This window comes from Acinetobacter sp. A2 (assembly GCF_012371325.1).
In the GTDB taxonomy this organism is placed as follows: domain Bacteria; phylum Pseudomonadota; class Gammaproteobacteria; order Pseudomonadales; family Moraxellaceae; genus Acinetobacter.
Genome location: NZ_JAAZQX010000035.1, coordinates 1 through 23,202 on the forward strand (window position 1 = coordinate 1; position 23,202 = coordinate 23,202).

The following is a 23,202-nucleotide window of genomic DNA, read 5'->3' on the forward strand; positions in this document are numbered from 1 at the left end:
TTCATGCAGAATCTCCTGCTCGTATCTTAAGAGAAAATTCTACTTTTAGATCCTATTATTTTTAGGGGGGATTACCATAAAAATTACTCAATTTTAGATTTCTGAAAATCTGTTTACTTTTGATCTATTTTCTTTATTCGATATATTTGCTTTGAATAGAGGGAAACAAAATTTTAGACACGGTATAGAACGCATCGTCACGAAGGGAGAGGAGGTTTTTTTACTTAATTTGTAGCTGAAGATTAGATTAGCGTAGTTTTAGAAATATTGTAATTTTTATAAAAACTAAATAGCTCCGAGGATGCCGCTGCATGTCGTTACCCTGAACCCGAAGAAGTTCAAGGCGGACGCGACGCATACTTGCTGGGTTTCCCATACAAGATGGGCATACGCTCTAAATATGCAGAACGCAATCCTAAGATTTAAGTATCGGCAGGGATATAGACTCGCTGGCGAACATCTCAGAGTTAGAACTAGTATACCCCATCTCAGGGGCTTGGCAACTCATGTTCACAGTTGAACTGTAAAGTTTGATCTTGTTTGCACAGCCTTTATGCAAACTTAAGTTAAAAAACCAACACTTAAGTTAAGGCTTCAACTTCTTGCAGAATCGTACTCAGCAAACGCTCACAATGCGCATAATGTTGCAAAGATTTGTTCATAGAAAGAACCTCTTGCATCAATTCCAATGCAACCATAATAATCAGTTTGCTAGGTTCCATACGTGGCGCTTTACGACGAAATTCATCATAGCGCTCATTCAATAATTGCGCGGCACGTTCTAAATCTGCTTTTTGGTCTTCAGTGGTGGCCAAACGGAAGCTATGTCCTAAAACACGTAAATCAATTGGAATTTGAACTGACATATTAACCTTCCTCACTCACTTCGGCAGGGTGGGCAAGTTGTTGAATTTCTTGCGCATGATGGTCTTGAGCCGTACCTAAAATTGCCAAACGCTGAATAATGGCTTCAACTTTGGCTTTGGCATGCTCATTTTTTTGTAACAATCTATCACGTTCTTGCTTCAGGGTTTGAATTTCATGCTGATTCATACGTTGATCATTTAGCATCTTTTCTTTCAAAATGCGTAACTCGTTACGCTCTGCCAAAATTTCCTGAAAGCGGTTTTTAAGATCGGTACAGCTTTTTTCTAAACGTCCATAACGATCTGCCAAAGCCGTTGCATCCTGATTCAGTTGTTGCAACTGTGCCTGTGTGCTGCTTAATTGCTCGGTCAGACTTTCAATTTCATCTTGTTTTGCGGTAATAATGCCGTTTCTTTGCACAATTTGTGCATGATGCTGTTCCTCAGCAGTTTGTTTGGCTGTGCTGAGGGCCGTGTTTTCACTTTCATAATGGTCAATTCGTGTTTTTAAAACACCAATATGCGCTTGTAGACGCTGTAATTCTTCTAACATATCGTGGTCGCACAGTATTGCAAACAAAGGTAATATATACGAAGTATAGAGATTGGATAAACGAATGCAAGACGATATTTCAGGTTGGTCAGAATGGTTTCGCAATTTTTCTGGCATTGAAGAAATTTCAAGTCCAAGTGAGTTACACGGCTTACTCACAGGTATAGTTTGTGTGACAAATGCACCAACAGAAACTGAGTGGCAGCAGATTTTGCAAACCTTAAATGTGCCCGATTTAGAGCCAGCAGCCCTGGCACTATTAACCGATGAATCTGAAGATGTGGCACATGCCTTGTGTGAAGATGAATTGGATTATTTGCCATTGTTGCCAGATGATGAACATCTTTTACAAGAACGCGTACAAGCTTTAGCCGACTGGTGTGCGGGTGTCGTACTCGGTTTTGGTTTGGCTTCTGGGCATATCCGTTCAGACGAAATTGAACTGATTGAACATTTACAAGATGTGGCTGCAGTTGAATTTGAAGACTCAGATAATGATGAAGAAGGCGAGGAAAGTTATCAGGAACTGTATGAATTTGTTCGTTTAATTCCTGTGAGTTTGTCTGTGGGCCGTAAAAAAGTAGCTGTGGAAGAAAGCTCTTTATTGCAAAACGTACACGCTAAATCACGTGTACAGACCGCAGAAACAGGGCAAAATCCATCTTCAGTGGTAGAAATGTTTACACCACATCGTCCGAGTTAATCGGGCGTTGTGGCTTGAGTTGCGAAAGTGTAAGTTAATTGAACGCATCATAATCATTCTAATTTCATCAACATATTTTCAATGAAAGAACCCAATATGAAAAAACTGACTCAAGTCGAATTTAAAGAACGTCGAGATCAATTTGCTGAACGCATGGGCCCCAACAGTGTTGCTATTATTGCGAGCAGTCCTGTTGCAATACGTAATCGTGATGCAGACTATAAATATCGTGCCGACAGCAGTTTTTTCTATCTGACAGGTTTTGCAGAACCTGAAGCAGTTGCAGTAATTGAAACTTATGAATCGATTGATGAAGGCTACACTTACACCTTGTTCTGCCGTGAACGTAACCGTGAAATGGAAATCTGGAATGGTTATCGGGCAGGGCTAGAAGGTGCAATTGAGCAGTACGAGGCAGATGAGTCTTTTGCAATTGATCAGTTAGATGCAGAAATCATTGCGAAAATTGTTAACAAAGACACGCTATATTACCGTTTGGGTCATCAGGCTGAATTTGATGCACGTGTAGCTGCATGGAACCAACAAGCCGATGCACAACATCGTCAAGGCAATACTGCACCCGCCAAAATTGTGCAACTAGATCGTTTGCTGGATGAAATGCGTTTGCATAAAACCGAGTCTGAACTGGAGTTGATGCAAATTGCTTCAGACATTAGTGCCGAGGCACATACCCGTGCCATGCAAACGGTCAAAGCGGGCATGATGGAATATGAATTAGAAGCCGAACTGAATTATATTTTTGGCAAAAATGGCTGTGTTCCTGCCTATAACAGCATTGTCGGTGGTGGAGAAAATGCCTGTATTTTGCATTATGTCGAAAATGACAAAATCCTTAAAGATGGTGATTTGGTCCTGATTGATGCAGCCTGTGAATATCAGTGCTATGCCTCAGACATTACCCGTACATTCCCTGTAAATGGTCAATTCAGCCCAGAACAAAAAGCACTGTATAACATTGTATTGGATGCGCAAATTGCAGCCATTGATGCTGTGCAAATTGGTAATTCTTATAAAGAACCACATCATGTTGCGGTACGTATTTTGGTACAAGGGCTGCTTGATTTGGGCATTATGCAGGGCGATTTAGAACAAATTATTGATTCGGAAAGTTATCGTCAATTTTATATGCATGGCACAGGCCATTGGCTGGGTATGGATGTGCATGATGTCGGCACTTATAAGCAGGGCGAAGACTGGCGTGTGTATGAGGAAGGCATGGTTGTTACGGTTGAACCAGGTCTATATATCGCCCCAGATGATGAAACAGTCGATGCAAAATGGCGTGGTATTGGGATTCGCATTGAAGACGATGTGGTGGCAACACAAAATGGACCTCGTGTTTTGACTGCAAATGTAGTAAAAACAGTAGCAGAGATTGAAGCGCTCATGGCTCAAGCCAAAGCCTAAATTCAGTATGATTCAGTGAAATTGAGCAGATTGGGGAACGAAATGCAGCAGCAAGAAGTCATCATTGTCGGTGGTGGTATGGTGGGTTTAAGCCTTGCCTTAATGTTAGCCAAAGCCAATATTGCGGTGAAGTTGCTGGAAGCGATTCAATACCCCAATTATGAAGATGCCAATTTAGCACCGTATCATTCCAGTTTCGATGCCCGTAACAGCGCATTGTCACGTCGCAGTGTACAAATTTACCAAGAACTGGGTTTATGGGACGCCTTGCAGCAACATGCCACGCCTATTTTAGAAGTTCAGATTACAGAGCAAGGCAGTTTTGGTAAGGCGCGATTATTGGCTGAACAAGAAAAAGTCGAAAGTTTTGGGCAGGTCATTGAAAATGCATGGCTCGGTCGTGTGTTGTTAACCGAAGTGCGTAAACAGCCGCTTATTGAGTTAATTGATGGCGTGCAGGTGACAGCACTGAAACAAGACGCAGATTTTGCATATATCGAGGCGGTGCGTGGTCAGGAGCAACTACAACTTTCTGCAAAACTCCTCATTGCTGCCGATGGTCGTGATTCTTTCTGCCGTAAAGCTTTGGGCGTGGGTGCATCGGAACACGATTATGACCAAGTGGCTATTGTGACTACGGTGCAAACCTCTAAGCCACATGCGCATGTTGGCTTTGAGCGTTTCAGCCATTTAGGGCCTTTGGCGTTGCTGCCATTGCCAGGTGAATATCGTCGTTCTGTGGTGTGGCCTGTACCAAAGGGAACAGAGCATGAATGGATTGGCGATGAAAACGACCAACACTTTTTAGATGCCCTGCAACAAGCTTATGGCGACCGCGCAGGAAAATTTGAAAAAACAGGACGTCGTTTTAGTTTTCCATTGTCACAAGTTTTAGCAGAAAAACAGGCGGTTGGTCGCGTGGTATTGATGGGTAATGCAGCGCATACGATTCACCCTGTTGCAGGGCAAGGTTTTAACTTGTGTATGCGAGATGCCTATGTTTTATTGCGTTATCTTACCGAACAGGCAGCAAAATCTGCAGATTTAGGTGACCCAGCTGTACTACGTGACTATGAGCAATCTCGCTTAAAGGATCAGCAACGCGTTATTAAATTCTGCGATAGTGTTGTACGTGGCTTTAGCAATCAAAACCCAATCCTAAAATTCATGCGTAATACAGGCCTCGTTGCTTTTGATACGATTCCAGGCATTAAGCCATTGGTAGCCAACTATGCAATGGGGTTAAAAGCATGAGTACAGCAAATCAACAAGTGCAAGTGTTAGATGCAGTCATTATTGGTGGTGGCTTGGTTGGCGGTTTAACCGCATTACTGTTAGCACAGGGTGGCGTGCAAGCTACAGTCTTGGATGCTGCACCCATTTTAGATGCAGAGAAAACTTTAGCGGTTGCCAATCCACGTGTTTTGGCGCTCAGTCAGGCTACGATCCACCTATTAAAAACCGCAGGTGTTTGGCCTAAACTTGTGCGCCACATGCCGTATAGCGGCATGCAGGTTTGGAATAAAAATGGCTATGGTGAAATTAATTTTGGCAGTAGTGCTACGAATACACCCGTGATTGAACAAGCGCTTGGTTCAATGGTAGAGCCAAGTATTTTAAACCTTGCGATTCAGCAACGAATGCTAGAGCAAGTGCAGGATTATCGCACGCAAGTCAAAGTGACACGTTTGGAGCGTGGTGTAGGAGTTTGGCATATTCATTTGGCTGATGGTACCCAATTACAAACTAAACTGGTGATTGGTGCAGATGGTGCCAACTCCTTTGTGCGCGAACAGGCCTTTATTGATTTTGATGTGCTGGATTATCGTCAGGCAGGTTTAACCTGTGCGATTCGTACTGCATTGCCACATCAGCATGTAGCACGGCAAATATTTTTGGAAACAGGCCCGTTGGCGTATTTACCAATGGCCAGTTTACAGGATGAGCAAGAAGGGCATTGGCAGTCTATTGTTTGGACTTTGCCCGATGACTATGCCGAAGAATACGCCAAGCTGAATGATGCCGATTTTACTCAACTCTTGACCCGTGAAAGTCATCACATGTTGGGAGAGGTATTAGAGGCAACACCACGTGCTATTTTCCCGCTCAAGGCCCGTGCAGCACAGCGCTATGTGCAAGAGGGGCTGGCATTGATTGGTGATGCTGCGCATGTGATTCATCCACTTGCAGGACAAGGGGTGAACATTGGCTGTTTAGACGCTGCAGTACTTTGTGATGTACTACTGCATGACTTTAAACGCGGTGTCTGGGCGCATGAGCAGACCTTAAAGCGTTATGAACACCGTCGTAAAGGGCAGAACGATGCCATGATGCACAGTATGTCTGCTATTGGCTGGATGGAAACCACGACTTTATTCCCTGTGGTATGGGCGCGTAATTTTGGTTTGAAACAGGTTGAACAACAGCCTGCACTAAAAGATGCCTTTATGGCACAAGCCAATGGATTAAGTCTGTTACAAGATACCCGTTACGCGGTTTAACCCTAAAGAGTCGTTTTTTGTACGGTCATACATACCTGATTACGAATTTGATTAAAAAAGATACGAATTTTTTAATTTAGACTCTATGCGAAAGGCCAAGAGATTGCTAAATTTCATCGTAATTCATAACCAGTTTTCAATTGGACCAAGTTGAAGTCATTTGTGGGGAGATTAAGATGACGGACATGAACGATTACGATGATGTAGAAGATTCAACTGTAGACGAAGATGAAGCGAAAGCAGCCGAAAAAGGCGCTGCAGATTCAGAAGAAAGCGCTGCAGATGGAGATTTAGCAGAAGCAGAAACTTTGACCGTGACTGCTAAACTGAAACAGCGTCAGGCTTTGGAAGATGAAGTTGCAGCGTTCTTGGCACGTGGTGGAAAAATTACGGAAGTACCACCAGATGAGTCAGCACGCGACTAAGTGGTCGTATTCAGGCTAACTGTACTGACTACGGTCGAAATATATAGAAAAGCATCACCTTCAAGGTGATGCTTTTTTATTGAATGAATATTCAAGACAACGCAGTAAACTAAATGTGCTTAGTCTGCTGCTTGGCTTAACTCCAGTGCACGTTGATAGGCGATTTTCTTTTTAATCCCTGTTAAGTCAGCAGCCAATTGTGATGCAGCTTTCACCGATAAATCTTGCAATAAGCGCTGTAACAGTTGATCTAGTTTTTCTTGTTCTAGGTCTTTTTCTTCACTGGCACCGCCTACCACCAATACAATTTCACCTTTTTGTTGGTGATGATCTGCAGCGATAAACTCAACCAGTTCACCCAAAGTCATTTTTTTAATAGTTTCAAAGGTTTTGGTAATTTCTCGGGCAAAACCAACAGGGCGTTCGGCTCCAAACACCCCAGCCATATCTTTGACTGAATCTAAAATTCGATGTGGCGCTTCATAGAAAATTAGCGTCTGGGTTTCATCTTTGAGTTTTTCGAGTTGTTGTACTCGTTGTGATTGTTTAGCAGACAAAAAGCCCTGAAAGCTGAACCGATCACTCGGTAAGCCAACCGCACTCAATGCTGCAATGGCTGCACATGCACCCGGTACAGGAATCACACGAATACCATTGGCCTGTGCAGCACGTACCAACTTAAACCCTGGGTCACTAATCAGTGGCGTACCTGCGTCGCTAATCAGCGCCATGTCTTCGCCATTCAGTAGTTTTTGTACTAAAATCTCGATTTTGTTGCTTTCATTGTGCTCATGGCAGGCAGTGAGTGGGGTAGAAATATTAAAATGCTTCATCAATTGCGCAGAGGTGCGAGTGTCTTCTGCGGCAATCAGACTTACCGATTTGAGTACGTCAATCGCACGGTAGCTCATATCATCCAAGTGACCAATTGGGGTGGCGACAACAAATAACTGGGCACTCATTGAGTTTTCTCCGTGGGAAATAACAAACTAAAAAAATAATCAAAATTCGACTAAATACAGCATTGCTCTGAGTCATTCACTAACGACTGACCGAATGGCTATTCTACCTGAATTGCGATCTGACGTATGTATGTAAGGCGAAACTAGGCAGAATCTGTATCAATCATGCAGCACTTGTGAATATAAAAATGAAAATGAATAAAACCAACAATAAAAATTTGATGCGTCAGGCATTGGGTGCATGGGCCGAACAATTTGCATGGCAGTATTTGCAGCAGCAGGGTTGGACATTGCTACAGCAAAATTATCATAGTGTGTTTGGTGAAATTGACGGTATTTTGATTCGGCAACAACAATTGATATTTGTTGAAGTGAAAGCGCGCTCTAAAAGCAGTTATGCAAAAGCTTATGAAGTGGTGTCATTATCTAAGCAGCAGAAAATCATGAAAACCGCCTTGCAGTTTTTGGCAGAAAATCCACAATTTTCAGAATTTTATTGTCGTTTTGATGTGATTTGTTTTGATTTTTCTGGGCAATTTGCAAAAACAGTACAGCAAGACTTTTCCAAATTCCCGTATGATCTGCAATGGATTGAAAATGCTTTTACTTTTGATGCAGAGTTGATTAATCTTTGAGTGAAATTTAAAGCATAAAACATCAGCTGGTGAGTGCTTGTCGTAAAAACTGAAGCATGAAATGTGCAGCACCGCCAGAGTGGAAAGAAAATAATGAGGAGTCTTGCTGAGTGTTAAACCGTATTGCAGTGACCTTGCTGTGTGTAGCAAGTTTATCGGGTTGTGCAAGTTTTATTTCAAGTGGTACAGGTACAGCGCCAGTAGGAACAGAAAGTGGCGCACGATCACTTGGGCAAGTGTTTATTGATAACTCAATAGAACGTACCGCCAAAATTAATTTATACAAACTAGATTCACGCTTTAAACAGTCTCGCGTGAATGTTGAAAGTTTTCATGGCAATGTATTGCTGACAGGACAAGTGCCTGATGCGCATTTAAAGCAATTGGCAGAAGACAATGTACGTGCCATGAGTGATGTAAAAACCATCCATAATTATATTACGGTGGGTAATCAAATCAGTTACAGCACCATTATGCAGGACACCACAGTGACTGCAAATACCCGCGGTTTGATTATGAAAGCACCTGTGGTGTCCGACAGTAAAGTGCGTATTCATACTGAAGATGGGGTGTTGTATGTGATGGGGCGTTTAAATAACGCAGAATTGCAAGACCTAAACCAAGTGCTGCAACAAGTTGGAAACGTCACAAAAATTATTACCTTGATTGATAATATTGAACTCCAGCCAAGCAATAATGCCAATTTTGTAAGCCCGATGGTTGTGCCTGAAACACAGACACCCGTTGCGATAGACCCAGATCAGGTTGAACCTGCACATGTTCAATAATGTGGGACACTGGCTTAAACAGTTCAATAAAAGATTAGAACAGGCGAAACGCATTTATGAAGAGTTTCGTCTGTATAGCTTAGGCAGTTATGCGCTCAATCGCTTGACTCCGCGGCAGGGCTATACCCTTCAAAGTAATATTGCTTATGGTTTACGGGCAAGGCATCGTCTGGATGTGTACCGTACCACAACACCACGACCGCAGCGTCCGTTGTTGGTATTTGTGCATGGCGGTGCATGGTCACGCGGTGATAAACAGGATTATCGTTTTGTGGGTGAAGCTTTTGCAAAAGAAGGCTTTGACGTTGCGATCATTAACTATCAGCTTGCGCCACAGCATATTTTTCCCACCTATATTGATGATTTAACCTTGGCGTTGAATTATCTGACTCAGCATCAACATAAACTGGGTATTGCAACTGCACAGGTGGTCTTGATGGGACATTCGGCAGGGGCATTTAATGTGATGTCTTTGTTATACCATCCTCAGCCCTATGCCTTAAGCTGTAAGAATCACATCCGTGCAATTATTGGTTTGGCAGGGCCTTATCATTTTGATTATAAAGATGACCCGCTGTGTGCCGATGCTTTTGATCAGGATGTACCGTATCAGGATGTGATGCCGTATTATTTTGTTGAGCCAAATCCAGTTAAGCACTATTTACTGGTGGCAGAAAAGGATCAAATTGTCGGGCCAAGCAATGCCACTGACTTTGATCACGTGTTAAAAAAATACGGCAATCATAGTGAAATTATGATCATTCCAAGAACAGGGCATGTCAGTGTTATGGCATCGGTATCTAGTTTGTTTAGTCGTTTCTTTGCGACCAAGACTCAAATTATGCGAGCTTTAGATCAGGCCCTGGAAGATGAGTTATATTGATTGATCTTCAACCTAGTATTTGGTTGAGTAGCAATAAAAAACCGTTGCAACAAATTTGTGGCAACGGTTTTTGTATTTAGGATAACAGCAGACTTATAGCCAAGCTTTGGTATCATCTGCAACAGCAGTGCCTTGCGTCACGTGCATTATCATGGCGTGTGCAATACTGCCTTTAAAGGGAATTTCAGGTAGCTGATCAAATTTAAAGAACTGCGCATCACGAATTTCTTCTTCTTGTAACTGAATTTCACCGCCTGCATATTCGGCTTTAAAAGCAATCATCAGATTACTTGGGAATGGCCAAGGCTGACTGGCTAGGTACTGAATATTTTTAAGTTGCACGCCAACCTCTTCAACGGTTTCACGACGTACCGCTTCTTCTAAGGTTTCACCCACTTCGACAAAGCCTGCAATAAGGCCATAAATTGGCTGTTTGTTGCGTGCATTGCGCGCCAGTAGTACTTCGTCTTCACCGCGAGTAATGACGGTAATCACACATGGATTGACACGTGGGTATTGATGATAGCCGCAAGCAGGGCAGACCATGGCATATTGGGTGGCATGCACTTCAGTTTTGTGACCACAATGGCTGCAGAATTTATGATTACGACGCCATTCCAATAACTGGATGGCACGGCTGGCTTGCTCAAATTGCTGAGTGTTCCACAGTTGTAATAACTGTCGGATAGGAATTAATTGAAAGCCATTTGGGATTGGTTCATCTTCGAGGAGGTCTCGGGCAATCACTTGATCGCCCGAGCTAAAGCTTAAGTCACTTGCCAGTTTTTCCACACGGGGCAGTTGGAAGTTTTCATCGACCAAAAGTTGTTGTTGCTGAAAAATATATGCAAGTGAGAGTTCAGTCATTAGGCTACAGTTTTCAATTTTTCACTACTGTCCAATGCTACCTTAAACATGCTGTGCAGAACAGGCTGTTTGTTCTTTAAATTGTCAATCAGCATATCTGCGCTGGCAAGTGTATCCAAGATGTGATTGACTTGCTCTGCAGTTAAGTTCTGACCTGCTTCAACTTGTGTTTTTACAAAATCGGCAGAGACTTTTAGGGCTTTTTGACCACTTTCTGCATTTAAGAACAACATTGCACCCGCAACCTCACGAATTTGAGCAGAAGTATGCTCCAATTCTGCAATATTTTGACTTTGCAAATGCTGAGTCAGGGTTTGCGTAATCAAATCAATCAGTAATTTGGTTTCGGTCAACAAGGCTTCATGCGCTTCATCTAAACGATCTAGCGAAATATTCATGTTGTTGACGCGCAACTGCAAACGACTAGAGGTGTGATGACGTTCAAGCACACCAATTGAGTTCATGGCAGATAAAATCACGTTCATTAATTGCTGAGCAAAGTTTTCATCTTTAAGCAATTCAGGACGGCTTAATGATTCTGCCTGACGCTCCAAGTCTTGATTGGCTTCATTTAAGTTCAGTACTTTAAATAAGTTCGCCAACTCTTTTAACTTACTTTGCAATTCCTGTGTTTTTTCAGGACTCATGTTTTGGTAGTTGTATTCAATGTCATTGCGAATCTGCGCCATTTCTGTGGTCACTAAGTCGCTAATGGTGTGCATGGTGTCAAAATCTGGACCATATAAATGACGGCTGAATACTTGTAATTGCGTGTCAGTCAATAAGTCTTCACCAAGATTCATCTGGCTGCGAATATGTTGTGAAATTTCGTCTTCTTGACTAATGCACAGACTTAAAATGTTCGCCAGATCAGTCAAGGTCGCAGCGAATGTTTCTGGCGCAGCAAAGTATTGACGCATATTGTGTTCAATACCAATGAGGGTGCGTAAGCGTGGCTCATTTAGCAACAAGTCATCAATATGGTTGAAGGCAACGTGTACCAAACCCCAATATTGTTGGCTCGGATGGCTTTCTGCCAAGCCTGCCAAATATGTTCCGACTAATTTGATCGCTTGAAGATCCATTTCAGATTCTTCTTGCTTGAGTAATTTGTGTAATGACAATTTATACAAGCGATGCACATAAGCCGACTTTTCTAAAGAAGGCGCTTGCGGCAATTGAAAGCTAGGAGTGATGCAATCGAGCAGGCCTTCAATGTGTTGACCTTCTTGCGTTAATGGTTTGCCTAAAGCCAGTTCTAAACGGTTTAAGGTGTCGAGCAAAAATTGTGGAATTTTGACTTCACGCAGGCAAATAAACTCAATATAACGCTTGAGCATGGTTGTGCCTTCGCTGAGCGCAATCACTTCCTGTGTGTTGATATTGCTTGGGTTCCCCATAATTTTACGCATGAGCTCTGCAGAGTATTGCGCAATTTTTGCCAAGCTTTCCATATCAATTAAGGCTAAAACCTGAGCGCACTGTTCAAATTGATTCAGTGCATCATCAATACCAAAAGGTAAAGTTTGATCTTCTGCTAAGGTGCTTACTGCGGATTCAACCAGTTTGATAGAATTATCAACCTCATTTTTTATTATCAGCAAGGCAGTTGGATCAAAATGTATAGAGGTTTGGTAAGACATGGATCTGCACCTTTCCTAGTGTTTTATCTGTTTGTTGGTTCTTTGCAAAAATACAAAGTCCTATTTGCTTTAACTATAACTGAACTGGCGAATCTTTAAATACATAAAATTACAAAACTCGTAGATTTTATTTGGCAAAAAAGCAAGGTTTACCGTGTTTTTCTTCAAATTGTTTGACCCAATTCTCATGCGCTGCCAGTTCATCATCTGAAGGTAATATTACTGCTAGGTCAATATCAATACTTAAACGGTCACTTTGACGTTGTTGTTCTTCACTTGCAGACAGGGTGTCCATATCAAATGCAACCTGTCCACCTGTCATCGCCAAGTATACATCGGCGAGAATTTCGGCATCCAGTAATGCACCGTGGAAGGTACGGTCACGCGCAGGAATCTCGTAACGTCTGACCAAAGCATCCAAGGAGTTTTTCTGCCCAGGGTGTTTGCTTTTTGCCATCAGCAATGAGTCCGTTACGGTACACACTTCTGATAAATTGCCCAAACCTGCGCGACTGAATTCCATGTCTAGGAAGTTCATATCGAAGGTAGCGTTATGCGCAATAATTTCTGCACCTTTGAGGTATTGATACAGCACATCTGCAATTTCGGCAAATTTCGGTTTATCTTTTAAGAACTCATCTGAAATACCGTGAATATTTTCTGATTCACCGACCAGTTTTTCAGGCTGAATATAAATGTGTATGGAACTGCCCGTGAGTTTACGGTTAATCATTTCCAGCGCACCCACTTCAATAATACGGTCACCGTCCTGATAATAAAAACCTGTGGTTTCCGTATCTAGAATCAGTTGGCGAGGGCCGTGTAGCTGCATTGTGGCAGGCGTCACCACAATATGCGGGTGCATTGCAGATGTAGCATCCACAATATTTTCATTTGAAGTGACATTTTCTGAATTCGTTTCTGTTTCAGGATCATTATTTACAGTGTCACCAGTAGCGGCCTGTGTGCTTTCATCATCCTCTATAATGTTGTGTTTTTGATCGTTACTTTCTAAATTGCTGTCTGGTGTTGTATTTTCCATTTCAAGCTCATCTTCAATCAGGTCAAAACCGAAAGGATCATCTAGTAACCAGTCAGATTCAGCTTTTTTTTTATCCTGTTGCGGTGCATCCAAAGTGGGTGCTGCATTAGATGGAGAATTTAAGGTTTTTTGAACTTGATCTGCACCCAAATTGGCCAACTGGTCTGCCATTTCATTGCCTGCATGTCCTGCATGGCCTTTAATCCAGTTCCATTCAATTTCACGCCCCTGACACGTGGCATCTAATTTTTGCCAAAGGTCTGGGTTTTTGACATCTTTCCAGTTCTTCTTTTTCCAGCCGTGAATCCACTCGGTAATGCCTTGTTTGACATAGTTGGAGTCTGTCCAAATAATCAATTTGGCATCGGTTGGGCAAAATAAAATACCTTCGATGGCTGCAGTGAGTTCCATGCGGTTATTGGTGGTTTGTGCTTCGCCACCATGTAATTTATGCTCTGCCTGTTCGGTGATGATATACGCCCCCCAACCCCCTAAGCCAGGATTGCCACGGCAAGCACCATCAACATATAATGTGATTGTTTGAGACATAAATCAGATCCGAATACTCAGCAAAATAAATCAAAATAAAAAGCTATTGTATATCGCAAATTTAGTTTAGACCCAAAATTCCTGCTATTTTTTTAATTTCTTGTAACATTTATAGCGGAAACACGCTAAATTAAAGCCTTGTGTCGTTGTCTAGCTCCACTACAATGGCATGTCTAAAAAATAATTTATATACGAGTTGTTTGGATTCTTTTATGTATAAACCAACCACGCGCTTGTGGCAGCCGACTTTACCTTCATTTTTTAAAATTACAGTTTTAGGTTCAGCATTGGCTGCCTTAGGCTTGATGTCTGGCTGTAGCTCGACCCAGGGTGCGAGCAAGCCGCTTACTTCAAGTCAGGTCGGGTCGGGTTATTTAGATGCCAGCACATTGGATGGTTTGGAAGACTTACTATCTGCAACCGATATGCGTGCAGTTGAAGGCGATCGTTTATTAATTTTAAAACATGGCGATGTTTGGAAGCGTATGACCGTGGGTTTCAAAATGGATTTAAACCATTGGAACCCGCGTATTGAAGCACAGCGTGGCTGGTTTATTTCACGTCAGCCATATTTGGATCGTTTAAGTGCGCGTGCTTCGCGTTATTTGTATCACACGGTAAAAGAAGCTGAACGCCGTGGTATGCCAACTGAATTGGCATTGTTGCCTGTCATTGAAAGCTCGTATGACCCCGCTGCAACCAGTAGTGCTGCTGCTGCAGGTTTATGGCAGTTTATTCCAAGTACAGGCCGTATTTACGGCTTAAAACAAACCTCAATGTATGATGGCCGCCGAGATGTAGTGGAGTCGACTCGTGCTGCCTATGAGTTCTTAGGCAGTTTGTATAATCAGTTTGGTTCTTGGGAATTGGCATTGGCAGCCTATAACGCAGGGCCAGGTCGTATTCAGCAAGCGATTAACCGTAATAAAGCTGCTGGCTTGCCAACCGATTATTGGTCTTTGAAATTGCCTCAGGAAACCATGAATTATGTGCCACGTTTCTTGGCTGTGGCGCAAATTATTAAAAGTCCACATGCTTATGGCGTGTCTTTACCGCCTATTGCCAACCGTCCTCACTTCCGTGAGTTAAATGTAGGTGCGGTAAATTTAAATGATGTGGCCAGCATTACAGGTTTAAGCCGTGCGGAACTCTATTCGCTTAACCCAGGGCATCGTGGTGATCGGATCGACACGCAAAGCCCAATGCGAATTTTAATCCCTGCAGATTTAAGTCCAACTGTAGATGCGAGATTAAAAAAATTACAAAGTGGTGGTGGTTTATGGGCAAGCAATACAAGTAACACACCGTCGTTTTCTTCATCTGGGGTAACGATCACACCGTCTAAATCTGTACCACCAACATTGACCACGGCAACCACCAGTAGAACAACGACGAGCAAAACAGCATCTGCTACGCCAGCAGCCACCACAAAGGCCGCAAGCACAACATCTTCAAATACTGCCACGACAGCCAGTACGTCTAAACCTGCATCAACAACACCTGCACGTTTGTCGCGTACACCACGAGGCTCAGATGCCTTAGCTGCATTTGCAGCAGGGAGTGATGTACCAAGTGCACCGCGTATTCCTGTTGCAGTCACGCCTGCGGCAAATATTCAACCTGTACGGATTGAACCACCAATTTCAACGACCGAGCGTGAACAGATTCTTGCTGCGGTACAGGCAGAAGGCAGTAATAAAACGGTGGAAGAGGTGTTGCAGCCTGTAGCCTCTAAGGCAGAGCAAGAGCAACTTGTGGCAGAGTTAAAACAAATTGCACCTCAAGGCACTGAGATTGTCGATCCATACGATGGGAAAATTAAGCTTACAGCAATTCAAACCAGCCAGTCTGTGGCAGAGCAGCAAGGTAAAGAGTTAACCAAAGGCTTTGCTTACCCGAAAAGTGTGGCAGAAAACACACGTGTAGATTCAGAAGAAGCCAAGCGCAATCAGGGTAAAAACTTTGTGCGTACGGACTCAGAAGTTGTGGTTATTCCACCAAAAGGCAAACGGACTACTTATACTGTCTTAGCGGGTGATACTTTGGCCAGCATTGCCATGAAAAATGGTTTGAATTGGCGTGATATTGCGAAGTGGAACCAAATTGCACCCGATGCAACTTTGTATGTAGGCACCAGTATTTATTTGTACGATGCCAAGCCACAGGCAGAACCAGCCAAACCGAAAACCATGCCTGAGCAATATGTGGTGCAAGCCAATGATAGTTTAACGGGTGTTGCTAGTCAGTTTGGTTTAAGCGTTAAACAATTGGCAGATTATAATAATTTAAGCATTACCAGTGGTTTATTGGTCGGGCAGCGTTTAAGTTTAAAAGAAACTGCGGCATCAAAAGCCAAAGCGGAAGCGGATAAAAAAGCGGCAGAACAAGCCGCAAAAGTCGTGACCAAAAGCTATGTGGTGAAACGTGGCGAATATTTAAAACTGATAGCTGATCGCTATGCTTTGTCTAATCAGGAATTGGCAGATTTAACCCCAGGTCTGACGGCGGGCAGCAGTTTATTGGTGGGTCAGCGTATTAATGTCCCTGTAAATGAAGCAACGACTCAGAAAGCTGAAGCGAACAAAGCCGAGGCCAGTAAGTCAGAAGCAAAAACTGAAGCACCAAACTATCCAACAGAAAATTATCAGGTACAGCGTGGCGATACTTTATCCAGTATTGCCAACCAAGCCAAAATTTCGTTGGCTGAATTGGCCAGTTTGAACAATTTAACCACCCAAAGTGGGGTACGCATTGGTCAAAGCTTAAAAGTACCTGCGGGCGTTAATGTACCTGAGCGTTATACGGTACAACGTGGAGATACCTTATCTGCTATTTCTACCAAATATAACTTGAGTCAGGAATACATAGCAGAGTTGAATAACATTAGCCGTAACGGTGGTTTAAGAGCAGGACAAAGTCTGAAACTCACGGGTGATGTTCCTGATAAAAAAGCCCAAGTTGAAGCAGCGACTGAAACTGCCAATGATATTCACGTCGTGAAAGCAGGGGAAACTTTAAGCAGTATTGCTCGCCAATATAAATTGCAATTGAGTTATTTGGCAGAGCTGAATGAATTATCGCGTACCGCCAATGTGCGTATTGGGCAGCGCTTAAAAGTTGATGCCAGCGCTGCAACTGTTGATGCAAAAGCCGAAGTATCAAACGTAGCTAAAAGTAGCAGTACTAAAGCGACTGAAGCTTATCGCGTAAAAAGTGGCGAGTCCTTAAATTCAATTGCCAACCGTGTTGGTATTTCAGTTGCAGAATTGGCTAGTTTAAATGGCTTAACCCCACGTTCAGGCTTACAGATTGGTCAAAGTATTCAAATTCCAAAAACTGTGACTGAATATAAGGTCAAACGTGGAGATACATTGATTGGTTTGGCCAACCGTTATGGTATCGACAGCAAAGCTTTGGCCGATTTAAATGACATGCAGCCGAATACGCAATTGCGCATTGGTGATGTGATTAAAGTCCCGAATCTGTAATGATCAATCTCCAGGATGCGCTGTGGGCTGCATCCTGAGTGATACTGCACAAGGAGCTGTGCGCATGTCTTTCGCGCTACACAAAACATTGTTCTGTCTGGTGGGATGTCTGGCATTGCCACAGTTCGGTTGGGCTGCCATTCAAACTACACCATATATTGCGGTGCATAGCCAACCTCAGTATGCGGGGCGTACAGCCATGCCTTATGCCAATCCGCATGCACCCAAAGGTGGAGATTTGATTCGCGCCAGTAATGGCACTTTTGACAATTTAAATGACATGAATGGCAAAGGCAGCTCCACCGATGGGGTGAATTTTTTGTTTGATTCACTCATGAGCAGTTCTTTAGACGAGCCGGGGGTGATGTATCCCTTATTGGCTGAAAAAGTTAGCTATGACCCGAAGCAAACAGCCTTTGTGATTTTTCATTTGAATCCTCAAGCAAAGTTTAGCGATGGCAGTCCAGTCACTGCAGAAGATGTTAAATTCAGTTTTGATGCATTTCAGACCAAGTCCAATCCGGGTTTGCAAATGTATTTGTCTGACTTGGATAAAACCACAGTCTTGTCCAAACATCAGGTAAAAGTCAGTTTTAAATCCAGCAACAATGCAGAAATGCCCTTAATTTTGTCGCAAATGCCCATCTATTCTAAAAAAGATTGGCAAAAGCGTGATTTTACCCGTATTACCCTCGAACCTATTTTAGGTTCTGGGCCTTATCTGATTGAACGGATTGATGCAGGGCGCAGCATCACCTATAAACGTAATCCTAATTACTGGGGCAAGGATCTGCCCATAAACAAAGGGCGCTATAATTTTGACCGCCTAAAATATGTGTATTATCGCAATCTAGATATTGCCTTTGAAGGCTTTAAGTCGGGGCAATATACGCTGCATGAAGAATATACGGCACGTAAATGGGTGACGGAATATCGTTTCCCTGCCGTGAATGCGGGCATGGTGGTTAAGCATAAATTTCAGCACCAGAACCCAATTCCAACTCAAAGTTTTGTATTCAATACCCGCAGACATGCATTTCAGGATATTCGTTTTCGGCAAGCCTTGACCTATGCTTACGATTTTGAATGGCAAAACAAAGCTCTGTTTTATGGGCAATATCGCCGTTTGCAAAGCTATTTTTCTAATAGCGAGCTAGAGGCTAAAGGCACACCATCAGCCGAAGAATTGGCCATTTTAAAACCCTATTTAGCCAAACTACATCCAGTCCAACGACAAGGTGTATTGCAAAACTGGCAGTTTCCTGTGACCGATGCCAGCGGATTTAACCGCAGTGGATTGCTTAAAGCACGTGAGCTACTTTTGAAAGCAGGTTATCGTTTTCAGCATGGCAAATTGGTAGATGCCAAAGGCAAACCTATCCAAATAGAATTTCTGATTCATCAAGATGGCTTACAACGGACTTTAATGCCCTTTGTGCGCAATATGAAACGCCTAGGTGTGGTTGTGACCATTCGGCATGTGGATGTGCCGCAATATATTGAACGGATGCGCCGTGCCGACTTTGATATGACCACTAGCGTCATGCCGCAATCTTTAAGTCCTGGCAATGAACAGGCACAGCTATGGAGTAGCGCTGCCGCAGATCAGCCAGGAAATTATAATTATGCAGGGATTAAAAACCCAGTGATTGATGAAGTGGTACAACAGTTGATCCGTGCACCCAACCGTGAACAGTTAATTGTACGTACCAAGGTTTTAGATCGTTTATTGCGGGCAGGTTATTATCAAATTCCAACCTACGGCAAAGGTGAAAACTGGTATGCCTACTGGAATATGTATCGTCAGCCTGCCATTAAACCTAAATTATCTGCAGGGATTGATTACTGGTGGAGCGATGCAACTCAAGCCAAGAAAGTTGCACATTATTTGCGTCAACAATAACGATTTTTAAAATTCAAGCATGACAGTGTTTGCGATGAACCAGCACATTGCCAAAAGGTGAGCACATGGGCACATATATACTAAAAAGATTGCTGCTGATTATTCCCACCCTGTTTTTCATTTTATTGATTAACTTTGTGGTGATTCAAATTGCACCAGGTGGGCCAGTCGAGCAAGCCATTCAGCAGGCTGAAGCTTTTCAGGGCATGGGCATGAGTGGTGGCGAAACTGTGGTAAGCAATAGCAGTAATTATCAGGGTGCCAAAGGTCTAAGTGATGAAATGGTGGCAAAAATTGAAGCGCAATATGGGTTTGACAAGCCTGCCCACGAGCGCTTTTGGCAAATGCTGACCAGTTATGTGCAACTCGATTTCGGTACTAGCTTTTTTAAAGATAAACCTGTGACTCAATTACTGTTGGAAAAGTTACCTGTATCTTTATCTTTAGGGCTTTGGAGTACTTTGCTGATCTATCTGATTTCTATTCCACTTGGGATTACAAAAGCCCGTCAGCATGGTTTGCTATTTGATAAAGCCACTTCAATTTTGTTGGCAATTGGCTACGCCATTCCTGCGTTTGCATTTGCGATTTTGCTGATTGTATTTTTTGCAGGTGGTTCGTATTTCCAGTGGTTCCCATTACAAGGCTTGGTTTCTGAAAATTTTGCTCAGCTGAGTTTGTGGGGCAAAATTACCGATTATTTCTGGCACATGACCTTGCCCTTACTGGCAATGGTGATCGGTGGGTTTGCAGGGCTGACGTATCTGACCAAATACTCTTTTATGGAAGAGTTAAATAAACAATATGTACTGGCAGCTCGCTCCAAAGGCTTAACCGAGTCACGTGTGTTGTATGGGCATGTGTTTCGTAATGCCATGCTAATTGTGATTGCAGGCTTACCTGAAGCTTTGGTGGGGATTTTCTTTGTGGGCAATCTGTTTATCGAAATTATTTTTAATTTGGATGGTTTAGGTTTGCTTGGCTTTGAAGCAATTGTGCAGCGTGATTATCCTGTTATTTTTGGTACCTTGTTTATTTTTACCCTTTTGGGTTTAATTTTAAGATTAATCAGTGATGTGCTGTATCAGGTGATTGACCCTCGAATTAACTTTGAATCGCGGGGGACAAAATAATGTCACCAATTACGCGCGCACGTTTGCAACGTTTTAAGCAAAATAAACTGGGTTTTGGCTGTTTTATCGTCTTTATTGTCATTTTTGTATTGTCCTTGGCCGCAGAGTTAATCGCCAACGATAAGCCGTTATTGGTCAAATACGAGCAGTCTTTATATATGCCTGTGTTTAAGGCCTATCCTGAAACGACTTTTGGTGGTGTGTTTGAAACCGAAGCGGATTATAAAGACCCCGTGGTGCAACAGTTAATTACTAATAAAGGTTGGGCGCTTTGGCCGCTGATAGAATTTTCTTACCAAACGCCGAATTTGGATTTGGCTGTGCCTGTACCATCGCCACCAACCGCACAAAACTGGCTAGGCACAGATGATCAAGGTCGTGATGTTTTGGCACGCATTCTATATGGTTTGCGGGTGTCACTGCTGTTTGGGTTTGCACTGACTTTTGCATCGGCAGTTTTGGGCATTATGGTTGGGGCGATTCAGGGCTACTATGGAGGCTGGATTGATCTGATTGGGCAGCGTGTTTTAGAGGTCTGGGGCGGTCTGCCAATGCTGTTCATGGTGATGATCTTAGTCAGTATGTTTACTCCAAGTGTGTACTGGTTATTTGTGATTATGCTGCTGTTTGGTTGGACCAGTTTGGTTGGCTTGGTGCGTGCAGAATTTTTACGTGCTCGAAATTTTGATTATGTGCGTGCAGCGCGGAGTTTGGGGGTTACCGATCGTACCATTATGTTTCGGCATATTTTACCCAATGCCATGAGTTCGAGTTTGTCGCAGTTACCGTTTATGCTCACAGCCAATATCACTGCTTTAACTGCACTCGATTTTTTAGGTTATGGCTTACCGCCCGATGCGGCATCTTTGGGCGAGCTGTTATTACAAGGTAAAAATAATTTAAATGCACCGTGGTTGGCATTGTCAGGCTTTTTTACTTTAGCCATCGTTCTATCCTTATTAATTTATATTGGGGAGGCAACACGTGATGCATTTGACCCAAGACGTTAATCAGTCGGCTGAACTTTCAAATTCAGTGTTGCTCAAAGTTAGTCAGCTAAATATTCAGCATCAGCAACAGGTGTTACTGCATGATTTAAATTTTGAATTGCATGCTGGTGAAACCATCGCTTTAGTGGGCGAAAGTGGCTCTGGAAAATCCATTAGCAGTTTGGCTTTACTGGGCTTGCTGCCGCCACATTTACAGGTGCAAGGCCAAGCTATATTCGCAGAACAAGATTTACTGCATCTCAAGCCAGAACAACTGCGACAAGTTCGTGGTCAAAGCATTGCCATGATTTTTCAGGAACCGATGACGGCTTTAAATCCGTTGCATCGGGTAGAAAAGATTATAGGTGAAAGTTTATGGTTGCGTGGTTGGAGCAAGGAAAAAGCACGTGCGCGAGTATTGGAATTACTTAAAGATGTCGGTATTCCGCAGCCAGAGGAGAAATTAAAGCGTTATCCGCATGAATTGTCGGGTGGGCAGCGGCAGCGAGTGATGATTGCTATGGCTTTGGCGCTTGATCCTGACATTCTCATTGCCGATGAACCTACGACTGCTTTGGATGTAACTTTGCAGGCGCAGATTCTGGATTTATTAAAAAGCCTGCAAGCACGCCGTAACATGGCAATGATTTTGATTAGCCATGATTTGAATTTGGTTAAACATTATGCCGATCAAGTGATTGTGATGAATCGTGGACGGGTTGAAGAACAGGGCAGTGTTACAGAAATTTTTAGTCAGCCTAAGCAAGCTTATACGCAAAATTTATTGAATCACGATTTTGGCGAAGCCTTACAGGTTGAAGAATTGTCTACCGTATTAGCATTGAATCAGGTTGGGGTGAAGTTTCCAATTAAACAGGGCTTACTGAATCGGGTTAAAGATTATGTAGTTGCAGTTGAACCTTTGGCTTTAGCACTAGCACAGGGACAATCGGTTGGAATTGTGGGGGAGAGTGGTTCGGGTAAAAGTTCACTAGCACTTGCAATTGCCCGTTTAATTGAAAGTGAAGGCAAAATTGAGCTGCTTGGGCAAGATTTAAATGCGTTAAATGAGCGGCAATTGCGTCCTTTACGTCAGCATTTTCAAATCGTGTTTCAAGACCCATTCAGCAGTTTAAACCCGCGTTTAAATGTGGAACAAACTATTGGTGAAGGTTTGGCTTTACAGCACTTGTCTAAACAGGAGATCAGCCAGCGCATAGATGAAGCTTTAAGCAAAGTAGAATTACCCGTGAGTTTTAAACAGCGCTATCCGCATGAACTCTCGGGTGGGCAACGTCAGCGAATTGCATTGGCGCGCGCTTTGGTACTTTGCCCTAAATTGCTGATTATGGATGAGCCAACATCTGCTTTAGACCGTACGACACAACGTGCGGTGGTGCAGTTGTTGCGCCGTTTACAGCAGCAGGAGCAAATGAGTTATTTATTTATTAGCCATGATTTGCAAGTGGTGAAAGCGCTGTGCCAAAAAGTCTTGGTGCTGCATCAAGCCAAAGTGATGGAGTTTCAGAACACCGAACAGCTGTTTAGTCATCCTCAAACAGAATATACCCGCCAGTTGATTGCAGCTAGTGAGTATTAGAACTTGTTGGAGTCATCCATTCCTATAGCAATTTTTGATTAATCCAAAAGCATCATTTGTGATGTGTAAATTATTTGAAAACTTTTCTTCAGCTGAAGAAGGTTTGGGTGAGTGGATAATGGATTATGGTTTGAAAGAGTGATTGATAGCAAATAATTATATTGACGAATATAGTCAAACATATACAATTTAGGTATTAAATTTTAAAAAAACTTGCAATGAAATACTTGACTGAAAGCTTAAA

Annotated in this window: 19 protein-coding genes and 1 other RNA gene; 13 read left to right on the forward strand and 7 right to left on the reverse strand. The window is 42.8% G+C overall.

The features are described from left to right. Positions 1 to 288 precede the first annotated feature (288 nt). The 3 genes from ssrS to HHA43_RS11300 all read right to left on the reverse strand — a co-directional run bounded on the left by ssrS (position 289) and on the right by HHA43_RS11300 (position 1,419). Positions 289 to 471: non-coding RNA, 6S RNA (ssrS, locus tag HHA43_RS11290), on the reverse strand. Positions 472 to 581: 110 nt separating this feature from the next. Continuing rightward, positions 582 to 866 carry a cell division protein ZapA gene (locus HHA43_RS11295; RefSeq protein ID WP_168418645.1) on the reverse strand — a complete coding sequence of 95 codons (285 nt, stop codon included), beginning with the start codon at positions 864 to 866 and terminating at the stop codon, positions 582 to 584. 1 nt (position 867) lies between these two features. Then, positions 868 to 1,419, reverse strand: a complete 552-nt coding sequence (locus HHA43_RS11300; protein ID WP_168461725.1) for a hypothetical protein — start codon at positions 1,417 to 1,419, stop codon at positions 868 to 870. A gap of 64 nt (positions 1,420 to 1,483) precedes the next feature. Here HHA43_RS11300 and HHA43_RS11305 point away from each other — a divergent pair, with 64 nt between their 5' ends. From HHA43_RS11305 to HHA43_RS11325, 5 genes are all read left to right on the forward strand, one after another. Continuing rightward, positions 1,484 to 2,122, forward strand: a complete 639-nt coding sequence (locus HHA43_RS11305) for a UPF0149 family protein (protein WP_168418643.1) — start codon at positions 1,484 to 1,486, stop codon at positions 2,120 to 2,122. Between the two features lie 96 nt (positions 2,123 to 2,218). Next, complete coding sequence (gene pepP / locus HHA43_RS11310) at positions 2,219 to 3,550, forward strand: Xaa-Pro aminopeptidase (protein WP_168461726.1); 1,332 nt, start codon at positions 2,219 to 2,221, stop codon at positions 3,548 to 3,550. Between the two features lie 42 nt (positions 3,551 to 3,592). Beyond that, positions 3,593 to 4,804, forward strand: coding sequence for a 2-octaprenyl-6-methoxyphenyl hydroxylase (gene ubiH, locus HHA43_RS11315; RefSeq protein WP_168461728.1), 1,212 nt, complete (start codon positions 3,593 to 3,595; stop codon positions 4,802 to 4,804). Then, positions 4,801 to 6,051, forward strand: a complete 1,251-nt coding sequence (locus HHA43_RS11320; RefSeq protein ID WP_168461729.1) for an FAD-dependent monooxygenase — start codon at positions 4,801 to 4,803, stop codon at positions 6,049 to 6,051. The genes ubiH and HHA43_RS11320 overlap by 4 nt, the downstream gene beginning before the upstream one ends. A 176-nt stretch (positions 6,052 to 6,227) precedes the next feature. Then, the gene (locus tag HHA43_RS11325) at positions 6,228 to 6,476 is read left to right on the forward strand and encodes a hypothetical protein (protein ID WP_019836366.1); all 249 of its coding nucleotides are present in this window, start codon (positions 6,228 to 6,230) and stop codon (positions 6,474 to 6,476) included. A gap of 119 nt (positions 6,477 to 6,595) precedes the next feature. Here HHA43_RS11325 and rsmI read toward each other — a convergent pair whose 3' ends face one another. Beyond that, positions 6,596 to 7,438: a 16S rRNA (cytidine(1402)-2'-O)-methyltransferase gene (rsmI, locus tag HHA43_RS11330; protein ID WP_168542636.1), complete on the reverse strand. Its 843-nt coding sequence runs from the start codon at positions 7,436 to 7,438 to the stop codon at positions 6,596 to 6,598. A 188-nt stretch (positions 7,439 to 7,626) separates the two neighbouring features. On the opposite strand from rsmI, the gene HHA43_RS11335 reads away from it, so the two are divergent. From HHA43_RS11335 to HHA43_RS11345, 3 genes are all read left to right on the forward strand, one after another. After that, entirely contained in the window at positions 7,627 to 8,073 is a 447-nt protein-coding gene (locus tag HHA43_RS11335; protein ID WP_227592083.1) for a YraN family protein, read from the forward strand. 110 nt (positions 8,074 to 8,183) lie between these two features. Next, complete coding sequence (locus tag HHA43_RS11340) at positions 8,184 to 8,861, forward strand: BON domain-containing protein (protein WP_168461733.1); 678 nt, start codon at positions 8,184 to 8,186, stop codon at positions 8,859 to 8,861. Beyond that, the gene (locus HHA43_RS11345; RefSeq protein ID WP_168461734.1) at positions 8,851 to 9,744 is read left to right on the forward strand and encodes an alpha/beta hydrolase; all 894 of its coding nucleotides are present in this window, start codon (positions 8,851 to 8,853) and stop codon (positions 9,742 to 9,744) included. Before HHA43_RS11340 ends, HHA43_RS11345 begins: the two co-directional genes overlap by 11 nt. 93 nt (positions 9,745 to 9,837) lie before the next feature. On the opposite strand, the gene nudC is transcribed toward HHA43_RS11345, so the two are convergent. The 3 genes from nudC to dnaQ all read right to left on the reverse strand — a co-directional run bounded on the left by nudC (position 9,838) and on the right by dnaQ (position 13,845). Further along, positions 9,838 to 10,611, reverse strand: a complete 774-nt coding sequence (nudC, locus tag HHA43_RS11350) for an NAD(+) diphosphatase (protein WP_168418636.1) — start codon at positions 10,609 to 10,611, stop codon at positions 9,838 to 9,840. Next, the gene (locus HHA43_RS11355) at positions 10,611 to 12,254 is read right to left on the reverse strand and encodes a chemotaxis protein (protein ID WP_168418635.1); all 1,644 of its coding nucleotides are present in this window, start codon (positions 12,252 to 12,254) and stop codon (positions 10,611 to 10,613) included. The genes nudC and HHA43_RS11355 overlap by 1 nt, the downstream gene beginning before the upstream one ends. A 127-nt stretch (positions 12,255 to 12,381) precedes the next feature. Further along, positions 12,382 to 13,845: a DNA polymerase III subunit epsilon gene (gene dnaQ, locus HHA43_RS11360; RefSeq protein ID WP_168418634.1), complete on the reverse strand. Its 1,464-nt coding sequence runs from the start codon at positions 13,843 to 13,845 to the stop codon at positions 12,382 to 12,384. Positions 13,846 to 14,057: 212 nt separating this feature from the next. Between dnaQ and HHA43_RS11365 the strand changes: the two genes are divergently transcribed. The 5 genes from HHA43_RS11365 (at position 14,058) to HHA43_RS11385 (ending at position 22,958) form a co-directional block, all read left to right on the forward strand. After that, positions 14,058 to 17,333, forward strand: a complete 3,276-nt coding sequence (locus tag HHA43_RS11365) for a LysM peptidoglycan-binding domain-containing protein (RefSeq protein ID WP_168461736.1) — start codon at positions 14,058 to 14,060, stop codon at positions 17,331 to 17,333. Positions 17,334 to 17,397: 64 nt separating this feature from the next. Next, positions 17,398 to 19,236 (forward strand): extracellular solute-binding protein, encoded by a 1,839-nt coding sequence (locus HHA43_RS11370; protein ID WP_168418632.1) that lies wholly within the window; start codon positions 17,398 to 17,400, stop codon positions 19,234 to 19,236. Positions 19,237 to 19,301: 65 nt separating this feature from the next. After that, positions 19,302 to 20,369 (forward strand): microcin C ABC transporter permease YejB, encoded by a 1,068-nt coding sequence (locus HHA43_RS11375; RefSeq protein WP_168461737.1) that lies wholly within the window; start codon positions 19,302 to 19,304, stop codon positions 20,367 to 20,369. Further along, positions 20,369 to 21,379, forward strand: a complete 1,011-nt coding sequence (locus tag HHA43_RS11380; protein WP_168418630.1) for an ABC transporter permease — start codon at positions 20,369 to 20,371, stop codon at positions 21,377 to 21,379. The genes HHA43_RS11375 and HHA43_RS11380 overlap by 1 nt, the downstream gene beginning before the upstream one ends. Continuing rightward, positions 21,357 to 22,958, forward strand: a complete 1,602-nt coding sequence (locus HHA43_RS11385) for an ABC transporter ATP-binding protein (RefSeq protein WP_168461741.1) — start codon at positions 21,357 to 21,359, stop codon at positions 22,956 to 22,958. The genes HHA43_RS11380 and HHA43_RS11385 overlap by 23 nt, the downstream gene beginning before the upstream one ends. Positions 22,959 to 23,202 lie beyond the last annotated feature (244 nt).

Excerpts from the sequence above, each read along its gene's own strand:
- HHA43_RS11385 (WP_168461741.1), top strand. The coding sequence starts at position 21,357 with ATGCATTTGACCCAAGACGTTAATCAGTCGGCTGAACTTTCAAATTCA.
- HHA43_RS11325 (WP_019836366.1), top strand. The coding sequence starts at position 6,228 with ATGACGGACATGAACGATTACGATGATGTAGAAGATTCAACTGTAGAC.
- HHA43_RS11380 (WP_168418630.1), top strand. The coding sequence starts at position 20,369 with ATGTCACCAATTACGCGCGCACGTTTGCAACGTTTTAAGCAAAATAAA.
- HHA43_RS11320 (WP_168461729.1), top strand. The coding sequence starts at position 4,801 with ATGAGTACAGCAAATCAACAAGTGCAAGTGTTAGATGCAGTCATTATT.
- HHA43_RS11365 (WP_168461736.1), top strand. The coding sequence starts at position 14,058 with ATGTATAAACCAACCACGCGCTTGTGGCAGCCGACTTTACCTTCATTT.
- HHA43_RS11300 (WP_168461725.1), bottom strand. The coding sequence starts at position 1,419 with ATGTTAGAAGAATTACAGCGTCTACAAGCGCATATTGGTGTTTTAAAA.
- HHA43_RS11295 (WP_168418645.1), bottom strand. The coding sequence starts at position 866 with ATGTCAGTTCAAATTCCAATTGATTTACGTGTTTTAGGACATAGCTTC.
- HHA43_RS11335 (WP_227592083.1), top strand. The coding sequence starts at position 7,627 with ATGAAAATGAATAAAACCAACAATAAAAATTTGATGCGTCAGGCATTG.
- ubiH (WP_168461728.1), top strand. The coding sequence starts at position 3,593 with ATGCAGCAGCAAGAAGTCATCATTGTCGGTGGTGGTATGGTGGGTTTA.
- dnaQ (WP_168418634.1), bottom strand. The coding sequence starts at position 13,845 with ATGTCTCAAACAATCACATTATATGTTGATGGTGCTTGCCGTGGCAAT.
- pepP (WP_168461726.1), top strand. The coding sequence starts at position 2,219 with ATGAAAAAACTGACTCAAGTCGAATTTAAAGAACGTCGAGATCAATTT.
- HHA43_RS11345 (WP_168461734.1), top strand. The coding sequence starts at position 8,851 with ATGTTCAATAATGTGGGACACTGGCTTAAACAGTTCAATAAAAGATTA.
- HHA43_RS11370 (WP_168418632.1), top strand. The coding sequence starts at position 17,398 with ATGTCTTTCGCGCTACACAAAACATTGTTCTGTCTGGTGGGATGTCTG.
- HHA43_RS11305 (WP_168418643.1), top strand. The coding sequence starts at position 1,484 with ATGCAAGACGATATTTCAGGTTGGTCAGAATGGTTTCGCAATTTTTCT.
- HHA43_RS11375 (WP_168461737.1), top strand. The coding sequence starts at position 19,302 with ATGGGCACATATATACTAAAAAGATTGCTGCTGATTATTCCCACCCTG.
- rsmI (WP_168542636.1), bottom strand. The coding sequence starts at position 7,438 with ATGAGTGCCCAGTTATTTGTTGTCGCCACCCCAATTGGTCACTTGGAT.
- HHA43_RS11355 (WP_168418635.1), bottom strand. The coding sequence starts at position 12,254 with ATGTCTTACCAAACCTCTATACATTTTGATCCAACTGCCTTGCTGATA.
- nudC (WP_168418636.1), bottom strand. The coding sequence starts at position 10,611 with ATGACTGAACTCTCACTTGCATATATTTTTCAGCAACAACAACTTTTG.